The sequence below is a fragment of the Priestia megaterium genome (assembly GCF_046599315.1).
In the GTDB taxonomy this organism is placed as follows: domain Bacteria; phylum Bacillota; class Bacilli; order Bacillales; family Bacillaceae_H; genus Priestia; species Priestia megaterium_F.
On the sequence record NZ_JBKIKC010000003.1, the window covers coordinates 491,623 to 506,118 of the forward strand.

Genomic DNA, 14,496 nt, shown 5'->3' on the forward strand with positions numbered 1-14,496 from the left:
CTGCATACGATAGTAATAATAAGGAGGGAGAGTTATGGAAAAAAATCGAGTTATTTTATCGCTTTTACTATGCGGAGTGATGCTTTACTATGCAATGCCGCACCTAGTGTTAACAACTTCGAGTTTGCAAGGGATTTTTAGTATAAGCTGGCTTACCTTTGCTCTTTTTGTAGCCGGAGGAAATTTGTCATCACTACTTTATACACCGCGTCGTAAAAAGGCAGGTATTCAAAAAAATAGTGCGAGAAAGCCTTTGCGTCAAAGAGGTTAGATTGAATCCATTTCACTTCCCCCGTATAATAAAAGAAAAGACATATGAAACGTAAAAACGTTTTAGAAGGGTGAAGTACACGTGGCGACAAAACATGAGCAAATTTTACAATATATTGATTCGCTTCCAATTGGTGAAAAAATTTCAGTGCGCCAAATTGCCAAAGAACTGAATGTCAGTGAAGGCACGGCGTACCGAGCAATAAAAGACGCAGAAAATAAAGGGTATGTTTCAACCATTGAACGAGTTGGGACCATTCGAATTGAACGAAAGAAGAAAGAAAACATTGAAAAGCTAACGTTTGCTGAAGTAGTAAACATTGTTGATGGACAAGTGCTGGGCGGACGTGAAGGCTTGCATAAAACGTTAAATAAGTTTGTTATTGGAGCGATGAAGCTTGATGCTATGATGAGATATACCGAGGCTGGAAACCTTCTTATCGTAGGGAATCGAGTAAACGCTCATGAATTAGCTCTTGAAGCAGGAGCAGCCGTGTTAATTACGGGCGGCTTTGATACCGAAGAATGGGTTAAGAAGCTTGCGGATGATCTTAAGCTTCCTATTATTTCAACGAGCTATGATACGTTTACAGTTGCAACCATGATCAATCGTGCTATTTATGATCAGCTGATAAAAAAAGAAATTGTGCTTGTTGAGGATATTTTAACACCCGTCTCTGAAGCGGTTAGCTTGCAGTTAACCGATACAATTGAAAAATGGCATGAATGTAACGATCAGACTCACCACAGTCGTTTTCCTGTAGTGGACCAGCATATGAAAGTTCATGGTATGGTCACATCAAAAGATATTATCGGATATGACCTTTCTACTCCGATTGAAAAAGTGATGACGAAAAATCCAATGACCGTTCATGGGAAAACATCCGTCGCTTCTTCTGCACATATGATGGTATGGGAAGGGATTGAAGTGTTGCCTGTAGTGGATGATTACCACCGACTAGAAGGCATTATCAGCCGTCAAGACGTCTTAAAGGCGCTGCAAATGATTCAGCGTCAACCACAGGTAGGGGAAACCATTGACGACATTGTAACCAATCAATTTATGGACGTACAAGAAACAAAAGAAGCACCGGTGTATCGATGTGAAGTAACGCCGCAAATGACGAATTATATGGGGACTATTTCGTACGGAGTTTTTACTACTATTGTAACAGAAGCCGCCAATCGTGTTCTTCGCTTATATAAAAAAGGTGATTTGGTTATTGAAAACATCACCGTTTATTTTATTAAGCCAGTTCAAATTGAAAGTATAATTGAAATTCGTCCTAAGCTGCTAGAACTTGGTCGGAAGTTTGCTAAATTAGATGTAGAAGTCTATAATGCTGGGGTTGTAGTAGGAAAAGCGATGATGATGGCTCAGTTATTGGAAAGAGTATAAAAAAAGAAGCTGCTTTGCAGCTTCTTTTACATTTGATCTGCTTCCTTTATTGCATAAGGCTGATAGTACTTGTAAGCTTTGACACCTGCTAATATGCTGCCTGAGCCGAATAATACAAATAATATGCCGATGATAAGCGAAACGTTTGTTTCGTAAATAAACCATTGATTGATGCCAAAAAATAATACAAAAGAACCGAGACAAATACTCGACTTAGCGGAAATCCACTTTCGTTCCATCGGACGTTTCGAACGTACGTATTTTACTTTTAAATACAGGTAGAAAACAAAGGAAACAACGATTAAAATCATAAAAAATGGCACAAAAGCTCCTCCAGTCCGGTTTATTTCTATCCGTAATGTTTCTTGATGCTAGTAATCGTTGGTGTTGAAAGTGTTTACAGTAGTATCTATTATTTTACAGGTCGATGACAGAAAATTCTACTATCGATTGATTCTTCTTTTAAAAAAGAGAAGAGATATGATTTAATAAATAATATGGATACAGCGCTGTGGAAATGTAAGTGCATGTGGTACATACATAAAACAAGAATAGCATTGACAGGAGAGAGAGAATGAAAGCACAAATATTAGAAGCCATCAAGCAGTTTGACACCATTATTATTCATCGGCATATTCGACCAGATCCAGATGCATACGGATCTCAGTGTGGATTAGCAGAATTGTTAAAAACATCTTTTCCCGAAAAGAAAGTATACGTAACGGGAGAAGAAGCGGAGTCATTAAAATTTTTATACCGTATGGATGATATCGCTGATGACACTTATGAAGAGGCGCTTGTCATCGTTTGTGATACGGCTAATGAAGCGCGAGTATCAGATCAGCGCTACGCAAATGGAAAAATGATTATTAAAATTGATCACCATCCAAACCAAACTCCTTACGGTGATTTGCTTTGGGTCGAGACGTCTGCTTCTTCAACAAGCGAAATGATTTATGAATTTTACTTAGAAGGAAAAGAAAATGGGTTATCTCTTAATGATGAAGGAGCAAAGCTGATCTTCAGTGGTATTGTCGGCGATACGGGCCGATTTTTATTTCCAAATACAAAGCCAAAAACGTTTTGCTATGCAAGTGAGTTAATTCAGTATGGTTTCAATTTTAAAGATGTATATGATCAGTTATACAAAACAAAAGAAAACGTCGCTCATTTACATGGATATGTGCTACAAAACTTCACGATGTCTCCAGCAGGAGTTGCCCACATGAAGATTCCGAATGAAATTCTTCGTAAATATGATGTGACACCTGCTGATGCCTCTCAGTTAGTCGGTTCGTTAGGACAAATTGACGGAGTGAAAACGTGGGTGTTTTTTGTAGAGGAAGAAAATCAGATTCGTGTTCGCCTTCGTTCAAAAGAGCTTGTCATTAATACAATTGCTAGAAAATACAATGGAGGAGGTCATCCTCTTGCGTCCGGTGCGTCTATTTATTCATGGGAAGAAGTAGAACCTTTACTGCGTGATTTAGAAGAGCTTTGCAGTCAGGAATAATACGTAAGATAAGCCGGTGATTTTAAATCATCGGCTTATTATAATACTTTTTCCATCTTTTTAATTCGAACTTCAATTGAAAGCGTTGTGTAAAAATAAATTTGATGAACTTCAACTTCATAAATCGTTTTATCGAATTCATATTTTTTATTTTCAATTGCTTTTTTTAAGATATCTCGGCTTCGATATGCACTTTCAATATCTTGGGCAATTAAGTGCTGCGCTTCTTCATCGACGCTTTTTTGAATATTGTATTCAACCACAGAATTTACTTTATAACGATTGCCATTTACTAATTTTACTTTCACATTTTGAATAATCAAATGCTGTTTCATTTCCTTGTTTAATGCTTTTACATCTTCTTGCCATGCGCTGATTTGCAAATTTGCTTTTTCTAGCTTATCATTAGCAATCCGAACTTCTTCTAGCTCTCTATCTCTTGAAACGCCATAAATCGTTAAAAATACACCCCAGCTGACAATTGCTCCAATGACTATACCGGCAAAAAAACGCTGCCAGTCGGAGCGCTTGAACATTCGCTCGCTGGGCACCCTCATACAAAATGCTCCTGAGTTAACCACTTGATGATAAGAGCACCGGTCTGGGCTCCTCCCATAGCGGATAGAATTAAAAGAATTTGTTTGAATACATCTTTTGTGGCTCCTTCAAAGAGTCCTCGCTCAAAGCTGTAAAACGTATCAAATGTTCCTCCAATTGCTCCGACAATTGCCCAGATTTTCAAACTATTGCTGAGGGTATGCATGACGTATAAAGGAGATTTTCCAATTAAAAACCCCGCAAATGCTCCAATTAATGAACCGCCTAAAATAATACCTAACGAAGTGAAGTAACTCCAAATGAAAAGAGACATAAAAGGCTCTTTTGTCATAACGCGTCCTCCTTTACTATTTTATCGATGAATCACGCTTCCTACATATATATGGACAAACGCTCAGAGTTATGTAATTTGTCTACGCCGGCAACAAAATTTATAATGAGAATAAAGAATTAAAGAAAGGTGGAAAGTCTTGTGCCTTTTGTTCACTTACAGCTTCAAAGTTCTTATAGCTTACTAAGCAGTTCCATTCGTATTCCTGAACTTGTAGAAACAGCTAAGAAAATGAACTATGAAGCGATTGCTTTGACTGATGAAAATGTGATGTACGGAGTTATTCCTTTTTATAAAGCCTGCGTAAAAGCGGGGATCAAGCCGATTATTGGGCTCACATTATCAATTTTAGAACAAGAAGAAAGCGAGCGAGCGTATCCTTTAGTGTTGTTAGCGGAAAATGATAAGGGATATGAAAACCTATTAAAACTAAGCAGTTTAGTTCAAACCAAGGAAAAACACGGTGTAAATAAAAAATGGCTTCAGCATTACAGCGGCGGATTGATTGCTATTACACCTGGTGTAACGGGAGAAGTAGAAACTCTGTTAGCAGAAAATAAGTTTCAAGATGCTAAGCGAGTACTTCGATTTTTTAAAAAAATATATTCACAGTCTTTCTATATATCGATACAGCGCCACGGACAGGATGAAGCTTTTATAAATCAACGGTTAACGGAACTTGCTATTGAAGAAAATATCCCGCTCGTTGCAACGAATCAAGTGAAATATTTAAAAAAAGAAGATCGAGTTGCGTATGATTGTTTAGCTGCTATTCGAGACGGAGAGAAATTACATAGCGATGAACAGATGCAAGAAGAGAGCAGCGAGTACTATTTCAAATCACCTCATGAAATGGAAGCTCTCTTTCATGACCAGCTTTTTTTAATAGAAGAAAGTCTAAAAATCGCAAGGCGATGCGAGCTAGAAATTTCTCTAGGAGTAATGTCCATTCCAAAATATCCTGTTCCCTCGTCTGTTACATCATCAACCTACTTGCGCACTCTCTGCGAAAAAGGGTTGCGCGAAAGAGTTCAAATGATGACAGAAGAGTATCAGAAACGCTTGGATTATGAGCTGAACATTATTGAAAGTATGCGATTTAGTGATTACTTCCTTATCGTATGGGATTTTATGAACTATGCTCATGAACACGGTATTTTAACGGGCCCAGGTCGTGGCTCAGCTGCAGGATCACTGGTCTCATACGCTTTACGAATTACAAATGTTGATCCAATTCAGCATCAGCTTTTATTTGAGCGTTTTTTAAACCCTGAACGTATTTCGATGCCTGATATTGATATTGATTTTCCTGATAATAAACGAGATCAAGTCATTCAGTATGTAGCTCAAAAATATGGAGCGCTGCACGTAGCTCAAATCATTACGTTTGGAACATTAGCAGCTAAAGCAGCCGTACGTGATGTAGGAAGAGTGATGGGATTTGATCAAGAGGCGTTAAACAAAATGTCCAAAGCGATTCCAACTAAACCAGGCACAACATTAAAAAGTGCTCGTCGTGATTCAAAAGTGCTTCAAGCCTATTTATCTGAAAATGAAGCCAGAAAACAATGGTACAACATTGCCATGAAGATAGAAGGACTGCCGAGGCATACTTCTACACATGCAGCAGGCGTTGTAATTAGTGAAAAGCCGCTCACGCAATCTGTAGCTGTACAAGAAGGACATGAAAATGTCTATCTGACTCAATATCCAATGGAAGCACTGCAAGACGTTGGGCTTTTGAAAATGGATTTTTTAGGTTTGCGCAACTTAACGATTTTAGATCATATTTTAAAGAAAATCGAGCGGGACATGAATCAAAAGCTGTCGCTGTCTCATATTCCATTTAATGATCAGAAAACTTTTGAACTGCTGAGCAAAGGGGATACGACTGGTATTTTTCAGCTAGAGTCAGATGGAATGAGAAGAGTGCTTCAGCAATTAAGACCTACAGAGCTAGAAGATATTGTAGCGGTTAATGCGCTTTATAGACCCGGTCCGATGGAAAATATTCCAACCTATATTAAGCGCAAGCACGGAGTGGAGAGAGTAATATATGATCATCCTAAGCTCAAAGACATTTTACAATCCACGCACGGAGTTATCGTATATCAGGAGCAAATTATGCAGATTGCTTCAGAGATGGCTGGTTTTTCCCTTGGGGAAGCAGATTTATTGAGGAGAGCAGTGAGTAAAAAAGAACGGGCAGTGCTTGATCGTGAACGAGCTCATTTTATTCAAGGGAGTGAAAAGAAAGGGTATGACTTATCCGTGGCTAATCGGGTGTATGATCTTATTGTGCGCTTTGCTGATTATGGCTTCAACCGAAGTCATGCCGTTGCCTACAGCATGGTAGCCTATCAGTTAGCCTATTTAAAAGCACATTATCCGCTGCAGTTCTTTTCAGCCTTATTAACGAGTGTTATTGGAAACGAAGGGAAAATTGCTCAATATATTAATGAACTAAAAAGAAAAAAAATACAAGTTCTCCCACCTTCTATTAACAAGAGCATGTATTCGTTTAACGTAGAAGGTGAAAGTATAAGATATAGCCTTGCGGCGATTAAACATATTGGTGTAGCAGCTATGCAGGAAATAACAGAAGAGAGAAAGAAAAAAAGGTTTGAAGACTTATTTGATTTTTGCGCACGTGTTTCACAAAAGGCCGTGAATAAAAAGGCGCTTGAAGCTTTGATTCTATCTGGAGGCTTTGATGAGTTTGGGGAAAACAGAGCTACTTTATTAGCAACGATTGATGTAGCATTTGAACATGCAAGCTTGGTACTACCTGATGATGACTTTGGATTTGGCGCTGAATTTTCGTTGAAGCCTAAATATATAGAAACAGAGGAAATGAAAATAGAAGATCGGCTTCAATATGAAAAAGATATGCTAGGTTTTTATTTGTCAAGCCATCCAGCCTCTCAATATGAAGCGCTCACTTCCTTTTATCCTATTGTTCCTCTTCAAGATACGAAAGAATACGTTTCCGGAAAAGCAGTCTCTCTTTTAGTATTTGTATTGGAAATTCGCGTCATTCGAACGAAAAAAGGAGAGCAAATGGCCTTTTTGCGCATCACGGATGAAAGTGGAGAAGGAGAAGTTGTTGCATTTCCCCGAGTATTTGAGCAGAACCGTCTGCTGTTTGAACAAGGGAATGTTTTACTGATACAAGGAAAAATAGATGAGAGAAACGGGCAGCAGCAAATTGTTTGTCAACGTGCTCAATCTGCTAGCGAAGCGGTTCAAAAACTCCCGTCGGAAGAATTATACTTGCGTATAGAAACAAAACAAGGCACAGAAAAGCTACTGCATGCTATTTACCAGCACTTTCAGTCTCATAAAGGAAAAATCCCAGTGAAAATTTATTACGAGGCAGAGCGTCAACTAGTCAAGCTTCCCGTTCATTATTCTATCAAACGGAGCGACGAGTTAATAAAGACTTTAAAAGCACTGCTTGGAGAGAAGCACGTTGTGTTCAAGAAGATATAGTCTTTACAGATCTCATGTGATGTTATATGGTAAAATAGTTAAAAAAGTGGTCTGACCACCGTTTTTTTATGAAATATACGAATTAGATGCGTTTTTCTTGAAATGAAATGCAGTTGGATTTATAACATCGTATGAGTGTGGGAAAGAACATGGTTCAAGCGCAGTACTTGTTATCATTTTGTTTATTGGGAGTGAAATTCATTGTCTTTACGTGAAGAAGCATTGCATATGCACCGCATTAACAAAGGTAAACTAGAATCAAAGTCCAAAATTCCTGTTCGAAACGCAGAGGATTTAAGCCTTGCTTATTCTCCTGGTGTAGCAGAACCTTGCAAAGAAATATATGATGATGTAAACAATGTGTATGAATATACGATGAAAGGAAATATGGTAGCTGTTGTATCTGATGGCACTGCCGTATTGGGCTTGGGCAATATAGGCCCTGAAGCTGCTCTGCCAGTAATGGAAGGGAAAGCTGTCCTTTTTAAAAGTTTTGCCGGCGTAGATGCATTCCCAATTTGTTTAAACACGACAGATGTGGACAAAATTATAGAAACTGTTAAATTGCTAGAACCTACTTTTGGAGGCGTTAATTTAGAAGATATTGCGGCTCCTAACTGTTTTGAAATTGAAGAGCGGTTAAAAAAGGAAACAAATATCCCGATTTTTCATGATGATCAGCATGGAACGGCTATTGTTACAGTAGCGGGTCTTCTTAATGCTCTGAAGCTAACAGGAAGAAAAATATCACAGATCAAAGTGGTAGCGAATGGAGCAGGAGCTGCTGGCATTGCTATTATTAAATTATTATATAGCTATGGAGTGCGCGATATCATTATGTGTGACTCCAAAGGAACGATTTATGACAAGCGTCCTCACGGCATGAACCGTATAAAAGATGAAGTGGCAGCTTACACAAACCGAAGCAAAGTAGAAGGGACGTTAGCTGATGCGTTAGAAGGAGCTGACGTGTTTATCGGAGTTTCGGTTGAAGGAGCACTAACACCGGAGATGATTGGAAAAATGAACTCAGATCCAATTATTTTTGCAATGGCAAATCCCGTGCCTGAAATCATGCCCGAAGAAGCTAAAAAAGCTGGCGCAAAAGTAATTGGCACAGGGCGCTCAGATTTTCCTAATCAAGTGAATAATGTCTTAGCATTTCCGGGGATATTCCGAGGTGCACTAGATGTGCGGGCTACTCATATTAATGAAAAAATGAAAATGGCTGCAGTTGAGGCTATTGCTAATTTAATTACAGAAGATGGCTTGCATACAGACTACGTGATTCCAGGCCCCTTTGACGCGCGAGTGGCTCCTGCAGTAGCTGCTGCTGTTGCAAAGGCAGCTATGGAAACAGGCGTTGCCCGAATAAAAGTAGAGCCAGAAACGGTAGCTGAAAATACACGTCGCTTAGCGATTATTGAATAAGGTTACATCAACTGTTCTTTGACAGGCATGATGCTTCAAGCATGCCTGTTAAAGTAATGTAAAGTGAGTGGTAGTAAACTTGAAGAATGAACGTTCAAAAGTATATGTAGAAATTCTGAAACAAATTCGCCAGCTAATGGAAGACGATCGTTTAACTACGGGCGATAAAATCCCGTCAGAACGAGAACTTTCTGAACGATTAGGCGCAGGACGTTCTTCCGTTCGAGAAGCGCTCAGAGCGTTAGAGCTAATTGGGTTGATTGAAACTAGAAGAGGTGAAGGTACGTTTATTAAAGAAGTAGGAGATCATCAATTTATTGATTTATTAGCTACTTTTTTAGTACAAGACAGTAAAACAAAATCAGATTTAATTCAAACGAGGTATATTCTTGAAAAGAGCTGTTTGTTTTCTGTTTTCGCGGAACAGTACGAAATCAATGTTTCGAAAGCAATTCAAAAGCAGAATGATGATTGTTTAAAGAACTTGTTTGACTACTTGTTTTCTTTGCAGCCTAATCGGCTGTTACACCGAATTTGGCTGATTATTTGCCGTTTTTCTCAAACTTTTCAACAAAACTCAGCGCCAAGCGACACTCTGGTGAATGAATTGGTAGAGGCGTTAGCTAAAAAAGATGAAGCGACTGTATTAAATCTTCATCATCAGTGCTATAAGCAAGTTTGAAAGAAGGAATTTGTCGAAAGGGACATGCCATCTTTCTACACAAAATCAAACAGTCATCTAGTAAAGTAAATAGCAACTAATAAAGTGAAGCGAACAATTCATCCATTTTTGTCTATCCGTCGTTTGTTTTTGCGTTTGAGACGGACTTTCATAATCTGTAAAGTAGAAGAAGAGGAAGAATAAAGGTTCTTATGGTAAAGAGAAGAACCAAAAGGAGGTTACACCTTGTTACGAGATTTATTTACAAAAAACACAAAAACTCCAAAAAAGCGAAAGTATGCTACGATTCCTTCTGAGCATATAAGACAAGATGTACCTGAAGGGATTATGACAAAGTGTAAAAAGTGTAAGAAAATAATGTATACGAAAGAGTTAAATAAAAACTTAAAAGTATGCTTGAACTGTGGATATCATCATCAAATGACAGCACCGGAGCGTATCGAAAGCTTAATTGACAGCGGTACGTTTGTTGAATACGACAAAGATATGACGTCAGAAAATCCTCTTGGGTTCCCTGATTATCTTGAAAAGCTCGAAAAAGATCGTGAGAAAACTAATTTAAGTGAAGCGATTGTTACGGGTGAAGGAAATATTGAAGGAATCAAAGTAGTGGTTGCTGTGATGGATTCACATTTCCGTATGGGAAGCATGGGTTCTGTAGTAGGTGAGAAAATTACTCGCGCCATTGAAAAAGCGAAGGAAATGCATGTTCCATTCCTTATTTTTACAGCCTCAGGCGGTGCACGTATGCAAGAAGGTGTTCTGAGCTTGATGCAAATGGCTAAAACTAGTGCAGCTCTTAAACTGTTCAGTGACGAAGGCGGCTTAATCATTTCGATCATGACACATCCTACTACAGGAGGAGTGTCAGCAAGCTTTGCTTCGTTAGGCGATTATAATTTAGCTGAGCCGGGCGCGTTAATTGGCTTTGCTGGAAGACGTATTATTGAACAAACAATTAGAGAAGAGCTTCCAGAAGATTTTCAGACGTCTGAATTTCTATTGAAGCATGGCCAGCTAGATGGAGTTATTGACCGCCATGATTTAAAAGAAACGTTAACAACTATTTTAGATATACACGTAGCAGGAGGTGACATGGAGTGGTAAGTGAATTAGAATTTGAACGTCCAATTGTTGAGTTGCGAAACAAGATTGCAGAGCTGAAAGAGTTTGCTAAAAATACAGAAGTGGATTTATCTAGCGAAATTGATAAGTTAGAAAATCGCTTAGAAAAAGTAGAAAACGATATTTACAATCATCTAAGCCCATGGAACCGTGTTCAAATTGCTCGTCATCCTGAACGTCCTACAACACTCGATTATATTTCTCGCTTGTTTACAAACTTTTTAGAGTGTCATGGAGATCGCTTTTATGGAGATGATGAAGCAATCGTAGGAGGAATTGCCAAGTTTAACGGCGTGCCTGTTACCGTGATTGGACATCAGAGAGGTAAAGACACAAAAGAAAATATTCGTCGTAATTTTGGTATGCCTCATCCAGAAGGCTACCGTAAAGCACTGCGTCTAATGAAGCAAGCAGAGAAGTTTAACCGCCCGATTATTTGCTTTATTGATACAAAAGGAGCTTATCCAGGGAAAGCGGCAGAAGAGCGGGGACAAAGTGAAGCTATTGCGAAAAACCTTTTCGAAATGGCTGGCTTAACTGTACCTATTATTTGCATTGTGATTGGAGAAGGAGGAAGTGGAGGTGCCTTAGCATTAGGTTTAGGAAATCACCTTCATATGCTTGAGAACTCCACGTATTCAGTTATTTCTCCAGAAGGAGCGGCAGCCATTCTTTGGAAAGATTCTTCTCTGGCGAAAAAAGCTGCTGAAACAATGAAGATTACAGCACCAGATTTAAAAGAACTGGGTATTGTAGACGAAATGGTTTCAGAGGTAAGAGGCGGAGCTCACCGAGATATCGATGCACAAGCTGGATACATGGAAAGTGTTATTAAGAAATCATTAAAAGAGCTGCTGAATTTATCAAAAGAACAGCTAGTGGAAGAGCGTTATTTAAAATACAAAAAAATCGGACAATTTGCAGCTGAAAACGATGCCATTACTATAAAATAAAGAAACGTGCACTCTTGAAAAATAAGGGTGCGCGTTTTTATGCTGTTTCTATAGCCCTTCTCTATTGTGTTTACAAGTTCTTCGTGGTATTTTATAGACAGCAAAAACCTTTAAGAAAAAGTAGAAAAAAGATTGTTTTTAAAAATTTCCTATGTTTATTAGTAGCTGTGCGAGCGTTTGTCTTTTTCTTTAAAACGTGAGATATATAAGACAAATCAGGCAGCAAGTATTGCTGTATGAATTGCAGGGAATAGTAAAGTAAGAAGCAAACGATGAAGAAATTCATCGTTAAAGTGCTGTGTATTTGTTTGCTATTTGATTCAGTGCTACGTAGATATTTCATAAGTTACACGTAAAGCAAGGTGGACAAGTTAAGGTAACAAAATATTTGTTCACAGCCTGCTAGTAAAAGGTTAGTAAAGGAAATAGCTATTTGCTCTACCTAAAGGGCAAATAGTAAATATATAGGAGGAAATTTGAATGCGTAAAACTAAAATTGTATGTACTATTGGACCAGCGAGTGAAAGTGTAGAGAAATTAGTTGAACTAATTAACTCAGGCTTAAACGTTTGTCGTCTAAACTTCTCTCACGGTGACTTCGAAGAGCATGGTGCACGTATTGTTAACATTCGTGAAGCTGCGAAACAAACAGGTAAAACAGTAGGTATCTTACTTGATACAAAAGGACCTGAGATTCGTACAAACACAATGGAAAATGGTGCAATTGAGTTAGAAGAAGGTTCTGAAATCATCGTTTCTATGACAGAAGTAGTGGGAACAACTGAAAAATTCTCAATTACATATCCAGGTCTAATTGAACGTACACGTAGGATCAAAAATACTTTTAGATGACGGTTTAATCGGTCTTGAAGTACTAGACATCAATAAAACTGAGGGTGAAATCAAAACAAAAGTACTTAACCCAGGTACATTAAAAAATAAAAAAGGTGTAAACGTACCAAACGTAAGTGTAAACCTTCCTGGTATCACTGAAAAAGATGCAAACGATATTGTATTCGGTATTGAACAAGGTATTGACTTTATCGCTGCCTCTTTCGTACGTCGCGCATCTGATGTATTAGAAATTCGTGAACTACTAGAAAAACATAATGCAGCTCACATTCAAATCATCTCAAAAATTGAAAACCAAGAAGGCGTAGATAACATCAAAGAAATTCTTGAAGTTTCAGACGGCTTAATGGTTGCTCGTGGTGATTTAGGGGTAGAAATCCCTGCTGAAGAAGTGCCATTAGTACAAAAAGATCTAATCAAACAATGTAACGCGCTTGGCAAACCAGTTATTACAGCTACACAAATGCTTGATTCAATGCAACGCAATCCGCGCCCGACTCGTGCGGAAGCAAGTGACGTTGCCAATGCCATTTTTGATGGTACAGATGCAATTATGCTATCTGGTGAAACAGCTGCAGGTTCTTATCCGGTTGAAGCTGTACAAACAATGCATTCAATCGCTTCTCGTGCTGAGCAAGCTCTAAACTACTCTGAGATTTTACAACAGCGCAGCAAGCAAGTTGGCCCATCTATTACAGATGCAATTGGACAATCTGTTGTACACACGGCTCTTAACTTAAATGCTAGTGCAATCGTAGCGCCAACAGAAAGTGGTTATACAGCGAAAATCGTTTCTAAATATCGTCCGCAATCTCCAATCGTAGCTGTTGCGGCAAACGATTCAGTTGCACGTCGTCTTTCTCTAGTATGGGGTGTTACACCAGTTGTTGGTGAGCGCGTAAATACAATTGACGATATGTTAGATCATGCTGTAAATGACGCAGTAAAAACTGGCGTTGTAGCACACGGCGACTTAGTTGTTATTACTGCTGGTGTTCCAATTGGAGAATCAGGTGCAACGAACTTAATGAAAGTTCAAGTTGTAGGTGACGTTCTTGCTAAAGGACAAGGAATCGGTCGTAAAGCAGCCGTGGGTAAAGTAGTTATTGCTAAAAATGCTGAAGAAGCAAATGCAAAAATGACTGAAGGTGCTATCCTTATTACAAATAGCACAGATCGCGATATGATCAGTGCAATTGAAAAAGCAGGGGCTCTTATTACAGAAGAAGGCGGTCTAACAAGCCATGCAGCTGTAGTAGGATTAAACTTAAGCATTCCTGTCATTGTAGGCGTAGAAAACGCAACAAGCGTATTCTCAGAAGATCAAGATATTACAGTTGATGCTTCACGTGGTGTTGTATACAACGGACACGCAAGCGTACTGTAAGAACACGTATATGATAGAAAAAAGAGAAGGGAAATCCTTCTCTTTTTGTTTAGGCAATTCAAAAAGCGAAGAGGTGATGATGGTGAGGAAGCTCCTTCCGCTCCTTCTTATTGTACCTGCTGTTGAGGTAATGATTTTGATTTATTCAAGTCATCTCATTGGTGTAATATCAACATTTTTACTGATTATTGCTACCAGTTTTATTGGTGCGTTTCTAGCGAAAAAACAAGGAACATCTCTTTTTCAAAAAGCACAGCGCCAGATGAGCCAGGGCCATGTTCCGAGCAGTGAAATCCTTGATGGTATATGTGTACTATTTGGCGGGCTGTTTTTGCTGTTTCCAGGCTTCTTGACAGATGTTGTAGGCTTTGTCTTTTTACTGCCGTTTACACGCAGAATCGTTAAGCCTTTTCTTTTAACATGGTTAAGAAGATTTTTTCAAAGACGTAATCGAATGACGATTATTCGTTAACTAGAAAGTGTGTGAAAGAAGCTTCTTTCAC

12 protein-coding genes and 1 pseudogene are annotated in these 14,496 nt (G+C 38.7%); 10 read left to right on the forward strand and 3 right to left on the reverse strand.

Going from position 1 to position 14,496, the window contains the following annotated elements; translation table 11 throughout:
* Positions 1-34 precede the first annotated feature (34 nt).
* Together ACLHDF_RS13620 and ACLHDF_RS13625 are read left to right on the forward strand one after the other, a co-directional pair.
* A complete protein-coding gene (locus ACLHDF_RS13620; protein WP_252284444.1) occupies positions 35-271 on the forward strand; it encodes a hypothetical protein in 237 nt (78 codons plus the stop codon).
* A gap of 81 nt (positions 272-352) precedes the next feature.
* Entirely contained in the window at positions 353-1,669 is a 1,317-nt protein-coding gene (locus ACLHDF_RS13625) for a DRTGG domain-containing protein (protein WP_413919296.1), read from the forward strand.
* 26 nt (positions 1,670-1,695) lie between these two features.
* Here the strand turns inward: ACLHDF_RS13625 and ACLHDF_RS13630 are convergent, their stop codons facing one another.
* Positions 1,696-1,992 (reverse strand): YtpI family protein, encoded by a 297-nt coding sequence (locus ACLHDF_RS13630; protein ID WP_413919297.1) that lies wholly within the window; start codon positions 1,990-1,992, stop codon positions 1,696-1,698.
* Positions 1,993-2,243: 251 nt separating this feature from the next.
* Between ACLHDF_RS13630 and ACLHDF_RS13635 the strand changes: the two genes are divergently transcribed.
* Complete coding sequence (locus ACLHDF_RS13635; RefSeq protein WP_413919298.1) at positions 2,244-3,182, forward strand: DHH family phosphoesterase; 939 nt, start codon at positions 2,244-2,246, stop codon at positions 3,180-3,182.
* 38 nt (positions 3,183-3,220) lie between these two features.
* Here ACLHDF_RS13635 and ytrI read toward each other — a convergent pair whose 3' ends face one another.
* Together ytrI and ACLHDF_RS13645 are read right to left on the reverse strand one after the other, a co-directional pair.
* Entirely contained in the window at positions 3,221-3,739 is a 519-nt protein-coding gene (gene ytrI, locus ACLHDF_RS13640; RefSeq protein WP_057233227.1) for a sporulation membrane protein YtrI, read from the reverse strand.
* Entirely contained in the window at positions 3,736-4,071 is a 336-nt protein-coding gene (locus ACLHDF_RS13645; RefSeq protein ID WP_013059455.1) for a YtrH family sporulation protein, read from the reverse strand. The genes ytrI and ACLHDF_RS13645 overlap by 4 nt, the downstream gene beginning before the upstream one ends.
* 141 nt (positions 4,072-4,212) lie before the next feature.
* Here ACLHDF_RS13645 and dnaE point away from each other — a divergent pair, with 141 nt between their 5' ends.
* The 7 genes and pseudogenes from dnaE (at position 4,213) to ACLHDF_RS13680 (ending at position 14,465) form a co-directional block, all read left to right on the forward strand.
* A complete protein-coding gene (gene dnaE / locus ACLHDF_RS13650) occupies positions 4,213-7,563 on the forward strand; it encodes a DNA polymerase III subunit alpha (RefSeq protein ID WP_413919299.1) in 3,351 nt (1,116 codons plus the stop codon).
* A gap of 201 nt (positions 7,564-7,764) precedes the next feature.
* Positions 7,765-8,994 carry an NAD(P)-dependent malic enzyme gene (locus tag ACLHDF_RS13655; RefSeq protein WP_413919300.1) on the forward strand — a complete coding sequence of 410 codons (1,230 nt, stop codon included), beginning with the start codon at positions 7,765-7,767 and terminating at the stop codon, positions 8,992-8,994.
* Positions 8,995-9,073: 79 nt separating this feature from the next.
* Positions 9,074-9,676: a FadR/GntR family transcriptional regulator gene (locus ACLHDF_RS13660; RefSeq protein ID WP_413919301.1), complete on the forward strand. Its 603-nt coding sequence runs from the start codon at positions 9,074-9,076 to the stop codon at positions 9,674-9,676.
* Between the two features lie 225 nt (positions 9,677-9,901).
* Positions 9,902-10,783: an acetyl-CoA carboxylase, carboxyltransferase subunit beta gene (gene accD, locus ACLHDF_RS13665; RefSeq protein WP_413919302.1), complete on the forward strand. Its 882-nt coding sequence runs from the start codon at positions 9,902-9,904 to the stop codon at positions 10,781-10,783.
* Positions 10,777-11,754: an acetyl-CoA carboxylase carboxyl transferase subunit alpha gene (gene accA / locus ACLHDF_RS13670; protein ID WP_413919303.1), complete on the forward strand. Its 978-nt coding sequence runs from the start codon at positions 10,777-10,779 to the stop codon at positions 11,752-11,754. Before accD ends, accA begins: the two co-directional genes overlap by 7 nt.
* 480 nt (positions 11,755-12,234) lie before the next feature.
* A pseudogene (pyk, locus tag ACLHDF_RS13675) lies at positions 12,235-13,993 on the forward strand (pyruvate kinase).
* A 79-nt stretch (positions 13,994-14,072) separates the two neighbouring features.
* Positions 14,073-14,465, forward strand: coding sequence for an FxsA family protein (locus ACLHDF_RS13680; protein WP_413919304.1), 393 nt, complete (start codon positions 14,073-14,075; stop codon positions 14,463-14,465).
* Positions 14,466-14,496: the final 31 nt, after the last annotated feature.

Excerpts from the sequence above, each read along its gene's own strand:
- ACLHDF_RS13680 (WP_413919304.1), top strand. The coding sequence starts at position 14,073 with ATGGTGAGGAAGCTCCTTCCGCTCCTTCTTATTGTACCTGCTGTTGAG.
- ACLHDF_RS13645 (WP_013059455.1), bottom strand. The coding sequence starts at position 4,071 with ATGACAAAAGAGCCTTTTATGTCTCTTTTCATTTGGAGTTACTTCACT.
- ytrI (WP_057233227.1), bottom strand. The coding sequence starts at position 3,739 with ATGAGGGTGCCCAGCGAGCGAATGTTCAAGCGCTCCGACTGGCAGCGT.
- ACLHDF_RS13635 (WP_413919298.1), top strand. The coding sequence starts at position 2,244 with ATGAAAGCACAAATATTAGAAGCCATCAAGCAGTTTGACACCATTATT.
- ACLHDF_RS13620 (WP_252284444.1), top strand. The coding sequence starts at position 35 with ATGGAAAAAAATCGAGTTATTTTATCGCTTTTACTATGCGGAGTGATG.